This is a genomic window from Telluria mixta (genome assembly GCF_029223865.1).
Taxonomy (GTDB): domain Bacteria; phylum Pseudomonadota; class Gammaproteobacteria; order Burkholderiales; family Burkholderiaceae_D; genus Telluria; species Telluria mixta.
The window spans coordinates 2,581,547-2,598,238 of the sequence record NZ_CP119520.1 but is presented as its reverse complement, the minus strand read 5'-3'; the positions used below and the strand labels follow the sequence as shown (position 1 = coordinate 2,598,238).

The 16,692-nt window shown below is 64.0% G+C and carries 17 protein-coding genes; 6 read left to right on the top strand and 11 right to left on the bottom strand.

The window, feature by feature from the left end; genetic code table 11:
* Positions 1–26: 26 nt before the first annotated feature.
* The gene (locus P0M04_RS11580; protein ID WP_259450626.1) at positions 27–1,397 is read right to left on the bottom strand and encodes a glutamine synthetase family protein; all 1,371 of its coding nucleotides are present in this window, start codon (positions 1,395–1,397) and stop codon (positions 27–29) included.
* Positions 1,398–1,522: 125 nt separating this feature from the next.
* Entirely contained in the window at positions 1,523–2,281 is a 759-nt protein-coding gene (locus P0M04_RS11575) for a gamma-glutamyl-gamma-aminobutyrate hydrolase family protein (RefSeq protein WP_259450625.1), read from the bottom strand.
* Positions 2,282–2,511: 230 nt separating this feature from the next.
* Between P0M04_RS11575 and P0M04_RS11570 the strand changes: the two genes are divergently transcribed.
* A complete protein-coding gene (locus P0M04_RS11570; protein ID WP_259450624.1) occupies positions 2,512–3,966 on the top strand; it encodes an NAD-dependent succinate-semialdehyde dehydrogenase in 1,455 nt (484 codons plus the stop codon).
* Complete coding sequence (locus P0M04_RS11565) at positions 3,966–4,289, top strand: DUF4844 domain-containing protein (protein ID WP_259450623.1); 324 nt, start codon at positions 3,966–3,968, stop codon at positions 4,287–4,289. The genes P0M04_RS11570 and P0M04_RS11565 overlap by 1 nt, the downstream gene beginning before the upstream one ends.
* On the opposite strand, the gene P0M04_RS11560 is transcribed toward P0M04_RS11565, so the two are convergent.
* From P0M04_RS11560 to P0M04_RS11520, 9 genes are all read right to left on the bottom strand, one after another.
* Positions 4,268–4,633 (bottom strand): nucleotide pyrophosphohydrolase, encoded by a 366-nt coding sequence (locus P0M04_RS11560; protein WP_036239243.1) that lies wholly within the window; start codon positions 4,631–4,633, stop codon positions 4,268–4,270. The genes P0M04_RS11565 and P0M04_RS11560 overlap by 22 nt on opposite strands.
* Entirely contained in the window at positions 4,633–5,295 is a 663-nt protein-coding gene (gene can, locus P0M04_RS11555; protein WP_259450622.1) for a carbonate dehydratase, read from the bottom strand. The genes P0M04_RS11560 and can overlap by 1 nt, the downstream gene beginning before the upstream one ends.
* 94 nt (positions 5,296–5,389) lie before the next feature.
* Positions 5,390–6,511, bottom strand: coding sequence for a molecular chaperone DnaJ (gene dnaJ / locus P0M04_RS11550; RefSeq protein ID WP_259450621.1), 1,122 nt, complete (start codon positions 6,509–6,511; stop codon positions 5,390–5,392).
* 260 nt (positions 6,512–6,771) lie between these two features.
* Positions 6,772–8,712, bottom strand: a complete 1,941-nt coding sequence (gene dnaK / locus P0M04_RS11545) for a molecular chaperone DnaK (protein WP_259450620.1) — start codon at positions 8,710–8,712, stop codon at positions 6,772–6,774.
* Between the two features lie 93 nt (positions 8,713–8,805).
* The gene (grpE, locus tag P0M04_RS11540) at positions 8,806–9,357 is read right to left on the bottom strand and encodes a nucleotide exchange factor GrpE (RefSeq protein WP_036239235.1); all 552 of its coding nucleotides are present in this window, start codon (positions 9,355–9,357) and stop codon (positions 8,806–8,808) included.
* Between the two features lie 364 nt (positions 9,358–9,721).
* Positions 9,722–10,825: a ferrochelatase gene (gene hemH, locus P0M04_RS11535; RefSeq protein WP_259450619.1), complete on the bottom strand. Its 1,104-nt coding sequence runs from the start codon at positions 10,823–10,825 to the stop codon at positions 9,722–9,724.
* Between the two features lie 8 nt (positions 10,826–10,833).
* Positions 10,834–12,498 carry a DNA repair protein RecN gene (gene recN / locus P0M04_RS11530; protein ID WP_259450618.1) on the bottom strand — a complete coding sequence of 555 codons (1,665 nt, stop codon included), beginning with the start codon at positions 12,496–12,498 and terminating at the stop codon, positions 10,834–10,836.
* 30 nt (positions 12,499–12,528) lie between these two features.
* Positions 12,529–13,431, bottom strand: coding sequence for an NAD kinase (locus P0M04_RS11525; protein ID WP_259450617.1), 903 nt, complete (start codon positions 13,429–13,431; stop codon positions 12,529–12,531).
* A 145-nt stretch (positions 13,432–13,576) separates the two neighbouring features.
* Entirely contained in the window at positions 13,577–14,320 is a 744-nt protein-coding gene (locus P0M04_RS11520; protein ID WP_259450616.1) for a DUF3667 domain-containing protein, read from the bottom strand.
* Between the two features lie 9 nt (positions 14,321–14,329).
* Here P0M04_RS11520 and P0M04_RS11515 point away from each other — a divergent pair, with 9 nt between their 5' ends.
* The 4 genes from P0M04_RS11515 to P0M04_RS11500 are packed head-to-tail and all read left to right on the top strand — an operon-like array spanning position 14,330 to position 16,664.
* Positions 14,330–14,569, top strand: coding sequence for a hypothetical protein (locus P0M04_RS11515; RefSeq protein ID WP_259450615.1), 240 nt, complete (start codon positions 14,330–14,332; stop codon positions 14,567–14,569).
* 39 nt (positions 14,570–14,608) lie between these two features.
* Positions 14,609–14,920, top strand: coding sequence for a hypothetical protein (locus P0M04_RS11510; RefSeq protein ID WP_259450614.1), 312 nt, complete (start codon positions 14,609–14,611; stop codon positions 14,918–14,920).
* A complete protein-coding gene (locus P0M04_RS11505) occupies positions 14,917–16,239 on the top strand; it encodes a PQQ-dependent sugar dehydrogenase (protein WP_259450613.1) in 1,323 nt (440 codons plus the stop codon). Before P0M04_RS11510 ends, P0M04_RS11505 begins: the two co-directional genes overlap by 4 nt.
* The gene (locus P0M04_RS11500) at positions 16,236–16,664 is read left to right on the top strand and encodes an OsmC family protein (RefSeq protein ID WP_176936478.1); all 429 of its coding nucleotides are present in this window, start codon (positions 16,236–16,238) and stop codon (positions 16,662–16,664) included. Before P0M04_RS11505 ends, P0M04_RS11500 begins: the two co-directional genes overlap by 4 nt.
* Positions 16,665–16,692: the final 28 nt, after the last annotated feature.

The window sequence follows — 16,692 nt, the reverse complement described above, 5'->3', positions numbered from 1 at the left end:
ATCTCCTTGTCGTCGTCGTCGCATGGTCATACGTGCAGTAACAGGTGCTCCCGTTCCCACGGGCTGATAACGGTCATGAATTCCTGGTGCTCCAGTTCCTTGACCGCGGAATAGACGTCGATGAAGCGCTCGCCGAGGATGTCGCGCAGGCGGTCCTCGCCGCGCAGCAGGGTCAGCGCTTCGGACAGGCCCTGCGGCAGCTCGACCTTCATCTTGTAGGCGCTGCCTTCGACCATCGGCGTCGGCTCCAGCTGTTCCTGGATACCGAGGTAGCCGCAGGCCAGGGTAACGGCCAGCGCGAGATACGGGTTCGCATCGGCACCGATCACGCGGTTTTCCACGCGTCGGTCCTGCGAGCCGGACACGGGCACCCGGAAGCCCACGGTGCGGTTGTCCACGCCCCATTGCAGGTTGATGGGGGCGGCCGTGTGGCGCACGATGCGGCGGTACGAATTCACGTACGGCGCGACGATCGCCATCGCGGACGGCATGTATTTCTGCAGGCCGCCGATGTAGTGGCGGAAGAGATCCGACGGCGAGCCGTCGACATTGCTGAAGATGTTGCGGCCGGATTCCGCGTCGACGACGCTCTGGTGCACGTGCATCGCCGAGCCGGGCTCGCCAGCCATCGGCTTGGCCATGAAGGTGGCGTACATGTCATGTTTTAAAGCCGCTTCGCGCAGGGTGCGCTTGAAATAGAAAACCTTGTCCGCGAGGCCCAGCGGTTCGCCGTGCTGGAAATTGATTTCCATCTGGCCCGCGCCGATCTCGTGGATCAGGGTGTCGACGTCGAGGCCCATCATGTCGCAGTAATCGTAGATGTCCTCGAACAGCGGATCGAATTCGTTGACGGCGTCGATGCTGTAGACCTGGCGGCTCGTCTCGGAGCGTCCGCTGCGGCCGATCGGCGCGGCCAGCGGCAAGTCGGGGTCGATGTTCTTCGCCGTGAGATAAAACTCCAGTTCCGGCGCGACGAGCGGCTTCCACCCCTTTTTCTCGTACAGTTTCAGCACGCGGCGCAGCACGCTGCGCGGCGCGAAATCGACCAATTTGCCGTCGGAGAAATAGCAGTCGTGAATCACCTGCGCCGTCGGGTCGACGGCCCACGGCACCATCGTGATCGTGCCGGGATCGGCCTTCAGGATCATGTCGCGGTCCGTCGTCGAGATCGCGCGGTCGAAGGCGTCGTCGTCGGACGGCGAATTGCCCGTCACGGTCATGCCCAGCACGATTTCCGGCAGGCGCATGCCGCGGTCTTCGGTAAATTTTACGCGCGGAAGAATCTTTCCACGCGCGACGCCCGTCAGGTCGGGCACCAGGCATTCGATTTCGGTGACTCGTTTACCGTTGAGCCACTCGTCCATGTCGTTGTATGAAAAATTGTCGCGGATAGCCATGATGTTCTCTCTGTCCGTTAATGGATTGCACGCGAGCGCAAGCGCGCCGCCCGCGGGCTGCGTGGGATCGAGCAGGGATCAGGGAAGCTATGGGACGGGCGTGACCGCCCATTTCGCGTCGGGGGTCATGTCGGTGTCCGTTTGGTTGATCTGTAGGCGCGGCAGGCGGCGCCGAATGCGCCGAACATCTTCATCGAATGGGGATTGTGGACGATGCGCCATTCCGGGTGCCATTGCACGGCCAGGGTAAAACCGGGCGCACCCTTCACCGAGAAGGCTTCCACGAGCCCATCCTCCGCCGTCGCCTCGACGACGAGGCCCGGCGCCAGTTCGTTCACGCCCTGTCCATGGAGGGAATTCACTGGGATTTCCGGCAGGCCAATGATCTCGTGCAGCATCCCACCCTCGACGAGCTGGACCTTGTGAGCGTCGCCATATTGCTCGTCCATGCCCAGTTCGGGATTCTCGCGGTGGTCGAAGTGCCCGGGCACCGCCTGCACAGCCTGAAACAGGCTGCCGCCCAGCGCCACGTTCATTTCCTGGAAACCGCGGCAGATCGCGATGATCGGAATGCCGCGTTTCACGGCCGCGCGGATCAGCGGCAACGTGGTCTGGTCGCGCGCCGGGTCCTGCGGCAGCGACGGATCGAGCAATTCTTCGGAGTAATAGCTGGGGTGCACATTCGATGCCGAGCCCGTCAGCATGATCCCGTCGCACAGGGCGAGCATCGTCTCCAGGTCGAGCGCCTCCCCCAGCGACGGCAGGATCAGCGGCGCGCAGTCGGCACCGAGGACGACGGCGTCGACATACTTGTGCTGGGCCGCGTGGTAAGGGTGTTCACCGAAATCGCGGGTGCAAGCGGGGACGAAAACGATCGGGCGCATGGTCTCTACCTTGTAGTGAGCGCACAGGAACCATCATACGTACAAAGTGGTCCGAATGCGAGTGGCCGTTGTTTCAGATCAAGGAAACCGCGTTCCCAATGCCAACGCTTCCTGGGATCTGCTAGTTGAGCGGGTTCGCTGTTGTAACCCGTAGCAAAAGCTTAACGTCAACTGAAGAACGATGCCAACACAAACGACCCGATTCGCGGCATCGTGCTATCGTTTTTCCCATGCTGAACCTCAAAGATCCTGCCCTGCTGCGCCAGCAGGCCTACATCGACGGCGCCTGGTGCGATGCCGACGACGGCAAGACCGTCCCCGTGATCAACCCCGCCACTGGCGAAACGCTCGGCACCGTGCCGCACATGGGCGCACAGGAAACCCGGCGCGCCATCGAGGCGGCGCAGGCCGCCTGGCCCGCCTGGCGCAAGAAGACGGCGCGCGAACGCGCCCTCATCCTGCGCAAGTGGAACGACCTGATGCTGGCAGACGCCGACGACCTGGCCGCCATCATGACGGCCGAGCAGGGCAAGCCGCTGGCCGAATCGAAGGGAGAGATCGCGTACGCCGCATCGTTCCTCGAATGGTTCGGCGAGCAGGCCAAGCGCATCGAAGGCGACGTGCTGGAATCGCCCGCGCGCGACCGCCGCATCGTCGTCACGAAGGAACCGATCGGCGTGTGCGCCGCGATCACGCCATGGAATTTCCCGGCAGCGATGATCACCCGCAAGGTCGCGCCGGCGCTCGCGGCCGGCTGTCCCATCGTGCTGAAACCGGCGGAGCTGACGCCCTATTCCGCCCTCGCGCTCGCCGTACTCGCGGAGCGGGCCGGCGTGCCGAAGGGCGTGTTTTCCATCGTGATCGGCGACTCCAGGACGATCGGCGCGGAGATGTGTGCGAACCCCATCGTGCGCAAGCTCAGTTTCACGGGTTCCACGCCGGTCGGCCGCCTGTTGATGGAGCAATGCGCGCCGACGGTCAAGAAACTGTCGTTGGAACTGGGCGGCAACGCCTCGTTCATCGTGTTCGACGACGCCGACCTCGATGCCGCCGTCGAAGGTGCCATGGCCTCGAAATACCGCAACATGGGGCAGACCTGCGTGTGCGCCAACCGCATCTACGTGCAGGATGGCGTCTACGAGGCGTTCGCGGAAAAGCTGACGGCCGCCGTCGCGAAACTGAAGGTCGGCAACGGCATGGAGCCGGGCGTGAACCAGGGGCCGCTGATCGAAGAAAAAGCCGTCGAGAAGGTCGAACACCACATCGCCGATGCGCTCGGCAAGGGTGCGCGCCTGCTGCTGGGCGGCAAGCGCCATCCGCTCGGCCACACCTTCTTCGAGCCGACCGTGCTGGCCGACGTCACGCCGCAGATGCTGATCTCCGACGAGGAAACGTTCGGCCCCGTGGCGCCGCTGTTCCGTTTCAAGACCGAAGAGGAAGCGATTACGCTCGCCAACGCGACGGAATATGGGCTGGCGTCGTACTTTTACGCACGCGACGTCGGCCGCGTGTGGCGCGTCGCCGAGCAGATCGAGTCGGGGATGGTGGGCGTGAACACGGGCCTGATCTCGAACGAGGTCGCGCCGTTCGGCGGCGTCAAGCAGTCCGGCCTGGGGCGCGAAGGGTCGAAGTACGGGATGGACGACTATCTCGTCATCAAGTACATCTGCCTGGGCGGGATGTGATGGCGGAGGATCCGTTTCAGCGGGTGCGCGACGCGCCGCTGTTCATCGTACCGCGTACGGTGGAGGCGCTGCGGGCGTTCCGGGATGGGCCCGGGTTGGACGATAATCTCGCGCGCGTTGCGGACCGGCTGCTCGCCGGGGTCGCGGCGCACCCGACGAAATTCTGGGTGCTGAAACAGTTCCAGCCTGCGCTGGAGGATGCCCGGGACGCGCCCGCAGAGACGCGCGAACGCGTCGCCGCGGGGCTCAGGCAATTGATGGATATTCTCGGGATCGAGCGTTCCGAGGGGGTGCTGACGTATTACCTGGGCTTGTACTCGTAATACTTGCGAGCGTCCCCGCGCACCTGATCGGCTGGGTACTTGGCGCGATTGAGCACCATCTTTTCCTGCACGGCGGCGAGAAGGTCGACGTCCAGCTTGTCGGCCAGGCGCACGAGATAGACAAGCACGTCGGCCATCTCGTGACGCACTTCCACGAGCTTGTCCGCGCCGAGCTCGTCGGCACGGCCGTGCTGCAGCCACTGGAAGTGTTCCAGCAGCTCGGCCGCTTCCACCGTCAGCGCGGATGCCAGGTTCTTGGGCGTGTGGAACTGGTCCCAGTCACGCTCCTCGACGAACTGGCGCACGATGGCGCGCAGCTGGTCGAGTTCGCCGCCGGGCTGCATCACTTGAGGTAACCCTGCAGGATCTTGTCCAGCTTCGGCTGGATCTCCTCGTAGCTGCGGACGGTGACGCCGAGGTCGCGCAGCAGGCCATCGTGCACGCCGTAGACCCAGCTATGGATGGTGATGTCCTGGCCGCGTTCCCACGCGTCGCGCACGACCGTGGTCTGGGCGATGTTGATGACCTGCTCGGCCACGTTCAGTTCCACGAGGCGGTTGGTGGCGGCCGTACCGGCGACATTGCCCAGGTATTTGCCGTGCTTGTCGCGCACGTCGCGCACGTGGCCGAGCCAGTTGTCGGCCAGGCCGACGCGGGTGTTGTTCAGTGCCGCGCCCACACCGGAGCAGCCGTAGTGGCCGCACAGGATGATGTGCTTGACCTTCAGCACGTCGACGGCAAACTGCAGCACGGTCAGGCAGTTCAGGTCGGAGTGCGACACGACGTTGGCGATATTGCGGTGGACGAATAGTTCTCCCGGCGCCATGCCGACGAGTTCGTTCGCGGGCACGCGGCTGTCGGAGCAGCCGATCCACAGGTATTCCGGAGATTGTTGGGAGGCCAGGTCCTTGAAGAAGTCGGGATCCTCCTGGATCATCGACGCGGCCCATTGGCGGTTGCGTTCGAAGAGGTCTGCGGCGGTGAGGCCGGTGGGGGTCTTTGCCATGGCGTTTTACCTTGCTCTAAAACTTGTTTAATCGACCACATTCTGGTCAAAAAAAACCGCCGGGGCTCGCGCGCCCGGCGGTCCATCCGACATCTTACTCGAAGAAGTCCTTTACCTTGTCCATCCAGCCCTTGCTCTGCGGGCTGTGCTTCGCGCCGCCCTCGACCGTCAGACGATCGAATTCGCGCAGCAGGTCCTTCTGCTTCTCGGTGAGCTTGACGGGCGTCTCGACCACGACGTGGCAGAACAGGTCGCCGGAGTAACCCGAGCGCACGCCCTTGATGCCCTTGCCCTTGAGGCGGAAGGTCTTGCCCGTCTGGGTACCTTCAGGGATCGTGAACGAGACCTTGCCGGCCAGGGTCGGCACCTCGATCTCGCCGCCCAGTGCAGCCTTGCTGAACGAGATCGGCATTTCGCAATGCAGGTCGTCGCCTTCGCGCTGGAACACGGTGTGCGGCTTGATGTGGATCTCGACATACAGGTCGCCCGGCGGCCCGCCGTTCGTGCCCGGCTCGCCGTTGCCGGTCGAGCGGATGCGCATGCCGCTGTCGATACCCGCCGGGATCTTGACTTCCAGCGTCTTGTTGCGCTTGATGCGTCCGGCGCCGCCGCAGGATGCGCACGGTTCCGGGATGATCTTGCCGCTGCCGTGGCACTTCGGGCAAGTTTGCTGGATCGAGAAGAAGCCCTGCTGCATGCGCACCTGGCCGTGGCCGTGGCACGTCGTGCAGGTGACGGGCGACGTGCCCGGCTTGGCGCCGCTGCCGTGGCAGGTGTCGCACTTGTCCCAGCTCGGCACGCGGATCGTCGTGTCGAAGCCGGCGGCTGCCTGTTCCAGCGTAATTTCCAGGTTGTAGCGCAGGTCGGCGCCGCGGTACACCTGCGGGCCCGAGCTGCGGCCGCGACCGCCGCCGAAGATGTCGCCGAAGATGTCGCCGAACGCATCGCCGAAGCCGCCGGCACCGAAGCCGCCGCCCATGCCGCCGTTCGGATCGACGCCAGCGTGACCGTAGCGGTCATAAGCCTCGCGCTTTTCCGGATTGGTCAGCATCTCGTAGGCTTCCTTGACCTCCTTGAACTTCTCTTCCGCTTCCTTGTTATCGGGATTGCGGTCCGGATGGTACTTCATCGCAAGCTTGCGATAGGCCTTCTTGATCTCGTCTTCCGAAGCAGTCTTCGCGACGCCGAGGATCTCGTAAAAATCACGCTTTGCCATTTGTCGGCACCTTGCTGTCTATCTACAAAAGAACTGTGGCGGACCAGGCAACGACCTGCGAACGCACAGCCCAAAAGGATACGAGTATACAGTGAGCATTACGGGCTTGCGCGACTCGGCCGTAAAAACAACGGCTGGCGCGGGCCCGATGATGTTGGACACCACAAAAAAGCCGAGCCGTGCACCATGAGGTCGCTTCGGCTCGGCGGGTTGCGGCGACGGGGCCGGCCTGTCACCAGGCCCGCCCCGTCAGGACGTCATTACTTGGCGTCCTTGACTTCCTTGAAGTCGGCGTCGACGACGTCGTCATCCTGCTTGGCCGACTCGGCACCCGGCTGCTGGCCGCCAGCCTGTGCGCCTGCGGCGCCCTGCTGGGCCTGCATGTCGGCGTACATCTTCTCGCCCAGCTTCTGGGCGGCGGTCGACAGTGCAGCCACCTTGGCGTCGATCTCGGCCTTGTCGCCCGACTTGATCGAACCTTCCAGGTCGGTGATTGCGGCTTCGATCTTTTCCTTCTCGCCCGCGTCCAGCTTGTCGCCGTACTCGGTCAGGGACTTCTTGGTCGAGTGCACCAGCGCGTCGGCCTGGTTGCGCGACTCGGCCAGTTCCTTGACCTTCTTGTCTTCTTCCGCGTTCAGCTCGGCGTCCTTCACCATCTTCTGGATCTCGTCTTCCGACAGACCCGAGTTGGCCTTGATGGTGATCTTGTTCTCTTTACCGGTGGCCTTGTCCTTCGCGCCCACGTGCAGGATGCCGTTGGCGTCGATATCGAAGGTCACTTCGATCTGCGGCGTGCCGCGCGGTGCCGGCGGGATGCCTTCCAGGTTGAACTCGCCCAGACCCTTGTTGCCGGCGGCGATTTCGCGCTCGCCCTGGTAGACCTTGATGGTCACGGCCGGCTGGTTGTCGTCGGCGGTCGAGAACACCTGCGAGAACTTGGTCGGGATCGTGGTGTTCTTCTGGATCATCTTGGTCATCACGCCGCCCAGGGTTTCGATACCCAGCGACAGCGGGGTCACGTCCAGCAGCAGCAGGTCCTTGCGTTCGCCCGACAGGACCGAACCCTGGATGGCGGCGCCGACAGCGACGGCCTCGTCCGGGTTGACGTCCTTGCGCGGATCCTTGCCGAAGAACTCCTTAACTTTCTCCTGCACCTTCGGCATGCGGGTCATGCCGCCGACCAGGATGATGTCGTCGATGTCCGAGACCTTCACGCCCGCATCCTTGATGGCGATGCGGCACGGTTCGATGGTCTTGACGATCAGTTCCTCGACCAGGGCTTCCAGCTTGGCGCGGGTGATCTTGAGGTTCAGGTGGACCGGCGCGCCGTTCGCCATGGCGATGTACGGCTCGTTGATCTCGGTCTGCTGCGACGACGACAGTTCGATCTTCGCGCGCTCGGCCGACGCCTTGATGCGCTGCAGGGCGATCGGGTCCTTCGACAGGTCGAGGCCGTTGATCTTCTTGAATTCGTCGATGATGTAGTCGATGATGCGCTGGTCGAAGTCTTCGCCGCCCAGGAACGTGTCGCCGTTGGTCGACAGCACTTCGAACTGCTTCTCGCCATCCACGTCGGCGATCTCGATGATCGACACGTCGAACGTACCGCCGCCGAGGTCATACACGGCGATCTTGCGGTCGCCCTTGTCGGTCTTGTCCAGGCCGAATGCCAGCGCGGCCGCAGTCGGCTCGTTGATGATGCGCTTGACGTCCAGGCCGGCGATGCGGCCGGCGTCCTTGGTTGCCTGGCGCTGCGAGTCGTTGAAGTACGCCGGGACCGTGATGACGGCTTCCGTCACTTCTTCGCCGAGGTAGTCTTCGGCGGTCTTCTTCATCTTGCGCAGCACTTCGGCCGAGATCTGCGGCGGTGCCAGTTTCTTGTCGCGTACCTGCACCCAGGCGTCGCCATTGTCGGCCTTGATGATCGAGTACGGCATCAGGCCGATGTCCTTCTGGACTTCCTTCTCGTCGAATTTACGGCCGATCAGGCGCTTGACGGCGAACAGGGTGTTCTTCGGGTTGGTGACGGCCTGGCGTTTCGCCGGCGCGCCGACCAGGATCTCGCCATCTTCCTGATAAGCGATGATCGAAGGCGTCGTACGGGCGCCTTCCGCGTTTTCGATGACCTTGGGCTGACCATTTTCCATGATCGCCACGCAGGAGTTGGTGGTGCCCAGGTCGATACCGATGATTCTGCCCATAATATTTTCCTTTTTAGTACTCAGTTTTTCAGATGTGTCGAATATTGGGAAATGTCGCCTAGTTTCAAGAGCTTATTCAGCCTTGAAGCAACATTATTTCGGTGCGGCGGCGGTCACGATGGCCGGGCGCAGCAGGCGGTCGGCGATCATGTAACCCTTCTGCAGCACGGCCACCACGGTGTTCGCTTCCTGGTCGGACGGCACCACGGCCACGGCCTGGTGCTTGTTCGGGTCGAGCTTGTCGCCCGGTTGCGGCATCACTTCGACCAGGCGGTTCTTCTCGAACGCGGCGGTGAGCTGCTTCAGGGTCATCTCGACGCCTTCCTTGATCGATTCGACCGTCGGCGCTTCGACTTTCAGCGCCATCTCGAGGCTGTCGCGCACGGGCACCATGGCCTCGGCGAAGCTTTCGATGGCGAATTTATGGGCCTTGCTCACATCTTCCTGGGCACGGCGGCGGATGTTGTCCGCTTCGGCCTTGGCACGCATGAAGGCATCGTGCATCTCGGCCAGCTTGGCTTCGGTGGCGCTCAGCTGCTCTTCGAGGCCGGGCTCGTTGGCCGGTGCGGCCTGCGCTGCCGCGGCTGCAGCCGCATCGGCGGCTTCCGGCTGATTGCTCACCTCTTGGTTTTCTTGGTCTTGCATCGAAAAAACTCCTGAAATCAAGGACTTGGCTGATTGGTCGGACGACTGTTGCAGTCACACAGCGCCCCATATTGGGCATTCGCCTACATTTTCAAGGGGAATTGCAGAAATAATATGCAGACGCGCGTATTCTTTTGTTACAAGATTTACTTGCTCGTAGTCACCATCGACAGCCAGCCGTTCTACTATCCTGTCGTTAAGACATCCGTCTATCGACCCGATGGGAAAGAACATGAAACTGCATCTGATCAGCGGCGCCGTGCTCATCTACACCCTGCTTGCGCTGGCTGCGATCTGCCTGGCGGAGCTCGGGTCGGCGCCGCAAAACGTGGCATTCTAGCATTTCGCCATCGGGCGACGGCGCTTATGCCCCGAGTTTCACCGCGTGCTCGCGTGCGATTTCGGCATCCTTGCGCTGCGCCTCGCGTTGCGCGGGCGTGAGCATCGTCGGCCAGCCGATCAGGTGCTGCTCGGCGATCTCGGCCATGCCGACGATCCAGGCCGGATTGTCGTTCAGGCAGGGAATGTAGTGATATTCCTGGCCGCCGTTCGATTCGAAGTCGTGGCGGACTTCCATGTTGATCTCTTCCAGCGTCTCCAGGCAGTCGCTCGTAAAACCGGGACACAGGACGTCGATCCGCTTGACGCCATCGCGCGCCAGCTGCTGCACGGTCGGCGCCGTGTACGGCTGCAGCCACTCGGCCTTGCCGAAGCGCGACTGGAACGTCACCATGTACTGGTCCGGCGCCAGGCGCAGGCGCGCCGCCAGCAGGCGGGCCGTCCGGTGGCATTCGCAGTGGTACGGATCGCCCAGCAGCAGGGTGCGCTTGGGCACGCCGTGGAAGCTCATCACCAGCTTCTCGCCGCGGCCGTGCGTCTCCCAGTACGTCTCCACGGACGCGGCCAGCGCATCGACATAGCCCTCGTGGTCGTGGTAGTGCTTCACGAGACGCAGCTCGGGGATGTTGCGCACCTTCTTGTAGTGGTCGAAGACGGCATCCCAGATCGACGCGGTCGTCGTGCCGGAGTATTGCGGGTACGCGGGCAGCACGACGATGCGCTCGACGCCGCGCGCCTTCAGTTCATCCAGCACGTCCGGCAGCGCGGGCGAGCCGTAGCGCATCGCCATCGCCACCTCGACGTCGTGGTGGCCGCGCTGTTCGAGCAGCGCCTGCAGCTTGTTCGCCTGCCGTTCCGTGTAGACCTTCAGCGGCGAGCCCTCGCGGCTCCAGATCGTCGCGTATTTTTGCGCCGACTGCCCCGAGCGGAACGGCAGGATCGCCAGGTGCAGGATCAGATTCCACACGGCGCGCGGGATTTCCACGACACGCGGGTCGGACAGGAACTGCTTCAGGTAGCGCCGCACCGCGGGCCGCGTCGGCGCGTCGGGCGTGCCGAGGTTGACGAGGACGATGGCGCTCTTCGCGACGGTGCCGTGCTGGTGCACCGGTTCTTTATTGAAGGGCATGAAGGTCCTTAGGAAGCCAGCAGTTCGCGCGCATGCTTGCGCGTCGTTTCGGTGATCTCGATGCCGCCCAACATGCGCGCCACCTCTTCCACGCGGGCCTTGTTGTCGAGGACGTCGATGCGCGACACGGTCTTGCCGCCATCCGTCGTGCCCTTGGCCACCTGGAAGTGCTGGTTCGCCTGGCTCGCGACCTGCGGCAGGTGCGTGACGCACAGCACTTGCCGGCTCTGCCCCAGGCGCTTCAACAGACGGCCGACGACTTCCGCCACGCCGCCGCCGATACCGGTGTCGACCTCGTCGAAGATCAAGGTCGGCACCGTGGTCGCGTTCGCCGTGATGACGGAGATCGCCAGCGAGATGCGCGCCAGTTCGCCGCCCGACGCCACCTTGGCCAGCGGCCGCGGCGCCACGCCGGCGTGGCCGGCCACGAGGAACTCGACCTGCTCGCAGCCGTACACGGCCGGTTCGCACGGGTTCAGCGCGACGACAAAGCGGCCCCCGCTCATCGACAGTTCCTGCATCGCTTCCGACACCTGCGACGACAAACGCTGGGCCGCCTGTGCGCGCGTCGCGGACAGCTTTTGCGCGGCCGCCAGGTAGACCGCCTTCGCCTTCTCTTCCTGCTTGCGCAGGCCGTCCACGTCGCTCGCGTCGGCCAGCTGCTGCAGCTTGGCCTTCAGGGTCGCGTGTTCTTCCGGCAGTTCTTCCGGCGTCACGCGGAATTTGCGGGCCGTGCTGTGGATGGCGTCCATGCGCGCGTCCACTTGGGACAAGCGGTCCGGATCGAGCTCGACCTTGTCGACATACGTGTTCAGCGCGTACACGGCTTCCTGCAACTGGATGCGCGCCGGCTCCATGCAATCGAGCACGGCCTGCAGGCCCGCGTCGACGCCGGCCAGCTTCGACAGCTTCTGGTTCAGCGACGACAGCTGCGACAGGATCGGTTGCTCCGATTCCGACAGCGCTTCCAATGCTTCCTGCGCCCCTTCGATCAGGCTCGCGGCATGCGACAGGCGGCTGTGTTCATTCGTGATCTCCGCCCACTCGCCCGGCTTCACCGCGAGTTTATCCAGCTCGCCGACCTGCCACTCGAGACGCTCGCGTTCCAGCAGCACGTTCTTCGCGTTCGTCTCGAATTCCTCGCGCTGGCGCGCCAGCGCCTTCCACGCCTTATAGGCATGCGCGACTTCCTGCACCTGCGCGCTTGCGCCCGGATCGCGCACGGCGACCTGGTTGTCGAGCAGCGCGCGCTGGGCGTCGAGTTTCAACAGCGACTGGTGCGCGTGCTGGCCGTGGATGTCGACGAGCAGTTCGCCCAGCTCGCGCAACTGGCTCGCGGTGGCGGCGATGCCGTTGATATAGGACTTGGAGCGGCCGGCGTTGTCGATCACGCGGCGCAGCAGCGCGCCGCCTTCGTCGGTTTCGAACTCGTTCTGTTCCAGCCAGATGCTCGCGGCCTGGGTCAGCGCGAAGTCGGCGCTGATGTCGGCCTTGGCCGCGCCTTCGCGCACCATGCTTGCCTCACCGCGGCCGCCAAGCGCGAGCTGAAGCGCGTCGATCAGGATCGACTTGCCGGCGCCGGTCTCGCCGGTGAGCACCGTGAAGCCGTTCGAGAACTCGAGCTCGATCGTGTCGACGATGACGAAGTCGCGGATGGTCAGTGTGCGCAACATGAAGAAACTCATCTCCTGATGGATGCTGATTTACTTGAGCTTGCCGTCACCGGACGGATATTCGTTCCAGTGCAGCTTCTCGCGCAGGGTGTGGTAGTAGCTCCACCCTTCCGGATGCAGGAAGGTGATGGTGTTGGGCGAGCGCGAGATCATGATCTGGTCGCCGTGCTGCAGGCTCGTGAACGTCTGCATGTCGAAGTTCACGCTGATGTCGCGGCCGTTGATGATCTCGACGACGATGTCGCTCGTGTTCGGCACGACGATCGGGCGGTTGGACAGCGCGTGCGGCGCGATCGGCACCAGCACGATGCCGGCCAGCGTGGGATGCAGCAGCGGACCGCCGGCCGACAGCGCGTACGCCGTGGAGCCGGTAGGCGTCGAGACGATCAGGCCGTCCGAACGCTGGTTGTACATGAACTTGCCGTCCACCGTCACCTTCAGCTCGGCCATGCCGGCACCCGTGCCGCGCGCGACGACGACGTCGTTGACGGCGACGGAGCAGTGGATCTCGACGCCGTCGCGCACGACGCGCGCTTCCAGCAGCGAGCGCTCCTCGGCCTTGGCCTTGCCGCTGAGGATCTCGCCCAGCGCGGGCAGCATGCGGTCGATGGGGATGTCGGTCATGAAGCCCAGGCGGCCCTGGTTGATGCCGATGAGCGGCACGCGGTAGCGCGCCAGCTGGCGGGCGATGCCGAGCATCGTGCCGTCGCCGCCGACGACGATGGCGGTGCCGCAGTGCGCGCCGATCTCGTCCACCGTCATGGCGTCCACGCCGGCGACCTTCACGTGCCCCGCCGTTTCCTGCTCGAACACGACGCGGTAGCCGGCCCCCTGCAGGAAGTCGACGATGGCCTGCACGTGCTCGTCGATCCCGGCCGTGTTGTGCCGTACGACGAGCGCGATGGTTTGTTGCGGTTCAGGCGTCACGGACATTACGACTCTCGGCAGCAGGTGATAGGGAGACAGAAGATTAACCGATTCGCCCGGCTTCTGCACTATCGCAACTCAGCAAATACTGTACAAACGCACAGTATAGTTGGGCGGATGGACTTCCGGCAAGCGGACGGTCGTGCTCGCTTCAATGCAGGATGCCGAACGCGAACGCGGCGCCGATCGCCACCCCCACCCCGGTCACGTGCAGCGCCATCAGCACGAACCAGCGCAGGCCGGTCACCAGGCGCGAGCCGCCGTACACGCGCCGCATCGCGATGGGCGTGTAGAGCAGGAGCCACACCCACAGCACGAAGGAGACGATGCCGACGATATCCGGCACCACCATCAGCAGGGTCAGGGCCAGGAACGCGAACGCATTCACGTGCAGCGCGAACAGCAGGTGTTCGCCGTAGCGCCGTCCCGATCCCAGGTACAGTATCTTGAGGTACAGCGCGAACAGCGGCATCATCAGGAAGACGGCATACGGCACATAACTGCTGAAGGCCGTCCGCATCACCTTGTCCCGCTCCGCCGGCGACATCCTGGCGAACCGGTCCGCCTGCTCGCCCCAGTGCTCGTTGACGCTGCCGATGCTCTTGCGCAGGTCCACCGTCCCCTCGGCGATTTCACCCGGCGCGTCTTCGCGCATCAGCCCGCCCTGCTTGTCCGCCTTGCCGTGTGCGGCCGCGGGCGCGTGTTCCTGCCCGGCCGGTGCCGGGACCTGGTCGTGGCCGCCGAATTTCGCGACGGCGAAGAAGATCAGGCTGAACGTCAGGTACAGGCGCAGCGGCTGGATGTAACGCACACGGCGGCCATTGATGTATTCCAAAGTCAGCTGTCCTGGCCGGAACAAAAGCAGCAGCAGCGACTTCCAAAGCTTGCCTTCCAACGCGACGTAATGGCCGATGAACTCGTGCAGGAACTCGCGCGTGCTGGGCGGATGCAGAACCGTTTCCTGACCACATTCGTGGCAAAAATTACCGGAAACGATGGCGCTGCAGTTCGGGCAATCGCTGGCAGTGTGATGGAGATGGGCTGGCGTGTTCACGACGTTCGTCAGGTTTGTCATATGAACCAACATGTTAAACAGTTCATTGCAAAAAAGCATCTTCCAATTGCGCGACCGCGTTCGATTTGAAGGATTAGGATTTAATCAATTGAATCGAAGGAGGTTGCTATGGTGCAGGAAGAAAAAGACCGCGTCGTGAATACCGATCGGAAGATCGAAGAGCAGAGCTACAAGCGCGAGCCGCACGAGCGCGACGAGTCGCCGGACGGCCAGGGCGTCAGGCCGCGCGGCATCATGAAGCAGGCGGCGGAAGACCTCGAGCAAGGCCTCGTCGATACCGACGCGCGCGCGACCCCGGGCGTCAGCGAAGCCGTGAACCCGGCACCGGATGCCACGGGCCAGGCCAACCCGCAGCCCGACCGCCACCGCGACATGCGCGACCACGATTCGACCATTCCGGACGGAGGGAAGAATCGATGAGAACACCGGCCAGGCTTGCGCTCCTGCTCCTTCCTCTGCTGGGCGCCGGCGCCGCCCAGGCCCAGCAATATCCCGTCGGCTGGGGGCCGAATCCGGCCCTGCCGGCACCCGAAAAATCGCTGATCCCGACCATCAACATCGCCAAGGCGGACGCGTGGCCGCAAGGGACGCGTCCGACGCCGGCCGCGGGCCTGGCCGTCACCGCGTACGCGACCGGCCTCGACCATCCGCGCTGGCTGTACGTGCTGCCGAACGGCGACGTGCTCGTCGCCGAGAGCAACAAGCCCGGCAACGCGCCCAAGGAAAAAGGCATCCGCGCCAAGGTACAGGGCCTGGCGCAAAAGGAAGCGGGCGCGGGGGTCGAATCGCCCGATAAAATCATCCTGCTGCGCGGCTTCAAACCGGACGGCACGGCCGACACGAAGACCACGTTCATGCAGGGCCTGACGTCGCCGTTCGGCATGACCCTCGTCGGCAACGACCTGTACGTCGCCAATGCCGATGCGCTGTGGAAGTTCCCGTATAAAACCGGCGAGACGAGCATCACGGCCAAGGGCACCAAGGTGCTCGACCTGCCGTCCGGGATCAACCACCACTGGACGAAGAACGTCGTTGCCGCGCCCGACGGCAAGAAGCTGTACATCACGGTCGGCTCGAACAGCAACGTGGCCGAGAACGGCATGGAGATCGAAAAGGGCCGCGCCGCCATCTGGGAGTACGACATCGCCAGCGGCAAGTCGCACATCTACGCGAGCGGCCTGCGCAATCCGAACGGAATGGACTTCCAGCCGCAGACGAAGGCCTTGTGGGCCGCCGTCAACGAGCGCGACGAACTGGGCAACGACCTCGTGCCGGACTACATGACGGCCGTGAAGGATGGCGCCTTCTACGGCTGGCCGTACAGTTATTACGGCCAGCATGTCGACACGCGCGTCAAGCCGCAGAACCCCGAACTCGTCGCGAAGGCAATCCCGCCGGATTACGCGCTGGGCGCACACACGGCCTCGCTGGGCCTCGCGTTCTACAACGGCGACCTGCTGCCGCAGTTCAAGAACGGCGCGCTGATCGGCCAGCACGGCTCGTGGAACCGCAAGCCGTATTCCGGCTACAAGCTCGTGTTCGTGCCGTTCACCAACGGCAAGCCGAGCGGTCCGCCACAGGACGTCCTGACGGGCTTCCTCGGCAAGGACGAGCACGCGTACGGGCGCCCGGTCGGGGTCGCGGTCGACCGGACCGGCGCCATTTTGCTGGCGGATGACGTCGGCAACATCGTCTGGCGGATCACACCGGCCGCCACCAACCAGGGAGCAAAACAATGATCAAACGTAAGGGAAGCGCCGTCTGGAGCGGCGGACTGAAAGATGGCAAGGGCACCGTGTCCACGCAGAGTGGCGTCCTCAACCAGGCACAATACGGCTTCAACACCCGCTTCGAGAATGGCGCGGGCACGAATCCGGAAGAACTGCTGGCGGCCGCGCACGCCGGCTGCTTCACGATGGCCTTGTCGGCCCAACTGGGCGAAGCCGGCATGACGGCGCAGAAGCTGGAGACGACGGCCACCGTGTCGCTGGACAAGGCCGACGGCGGCTTCGCCATTCCGGCCGTGCACCTGGAGCTCGTCGCCACGATTCCCGGCGCGAGCGAGGAAGCGTTCCAGGAAGCGGCGCGCAAGGCCAAGGAAGGGTGTCCGGTATCCAAGCTGTTCAATGCCAATATCACGCTGGACGCAAAACTCCAGGCGTAAACACGGGGCGTGCCGCGCGCGGCACGCC

Bases quoted from the DNA above. Each gene is read 5' to 3' on its own strand.
- P0M04_RS11515 (WP_259450615.1), top strand. From the start codon at position 14,330: ATGGCCGATGAACTCGTGCAGGAACTCGCGCGTGCTGGGCGGATGCAG.
- hemH (WP_259450619.1), bottom strand. From the start codon at position 10,825: ATGCCCTTCAATAAAGAACCGGTGCACCAGCACGGCACCGTCGCGAAG.
- P0M04_RS11560 (WP_036239243.1), bottom strand. From the start codon at position 4,633: ATGCAGCCCGGCGGCGAACTCGACCAGCTGCGCGCCATCGTGCGCCAG.
- grpE (WP_036239235.1), bottom strand. From the start codon at position 9,357: ATGCAAGACCAAGAAAACCAAGAGGTGAGCAATCAGCCGGAAGCCGCC.
- dnaK (WP_259450620.1), bottom strand. From the start codon at position 8,712: ATGGGCAGAATCATCGGTATCGACCTGGGCACCACCAACTCCTGCGTG.
- P0M04_RS11575 (WP_259450625.1), bottom strand. From the start codon at position 2,281: ATGCGCCCGATCGTTTTCGTCCCCGCTTGCACCCGCGATTTCGGTGAA.
- P0M04_RS11500 (WP_176936478.1), top strand. From the start codon at position 16,236: ATGATCAAACGTAAGGGAAGCGCCGTCTGGAGCGGCGGACTGAAAGAT.
- P0M04_RS11565 (WP_259450623.1), top strand. From the start codon at position 3,966: ATGGCGGAGGATCCGTTTCAGCGGGTGCGCGACGCGCCGCTGTTCATC.
- recN (WP_259450618.1), bottom strand. From the start codon at position 12,498: ATGTTGCGCACACTGACCATCCGCGACTTCGTCATCGTCGACACGATC.
- P0M04_RS11525 (WP_259450617.1), bottom strand. From the start codon at position 13,431: ATGTCCGTGACGCCTGAACCGCAACAAACCATCGCGCTCGTCGTACGG.
- P0M04_RS11570 (WP_259450624.1), top strand. From the start codon at position 2,512: ATGCTGAACCTCAAAGATCCTGCCCTGCTGCGCCAGCAGGCCTACATC.
- P0M04_RS11580 (WP_259450626.1), bottom strand. From the start codon at position 1,397: ATGGCTATCCGCGACAATTTTTCATACAACGACATGGACGAGTGGCTC.
- P0M04_RS11505 (WP_259450613.1), top strand. From the start codon at position 14,917: ATGAGAACACCGGCCAGGCTTGCGCTCCTGCTCCTTCCTCTGCTGGGC.
- P0M04_RS11510 (WP_259450614.1), top strand. From the start codon at position 14,609: ATGGTGCAGGAAGAAAAAGACCGCGTCGTGAATACCGATCGGAAGATC.
- can (WP_259450622.1), bottom strand. From the start codon at position 5,295: ATGGCAAAGACCCCCACCGGCCTCACCGCCGCAGACCTCTTCGAACGC.
- dnaJ (WP_259450621.1), bottom strand. From the start codon at position 6,511: ATGGCAAAGCGTGATTTTTACGAGATCCTCGGCGTCGCGAAGACTGCT.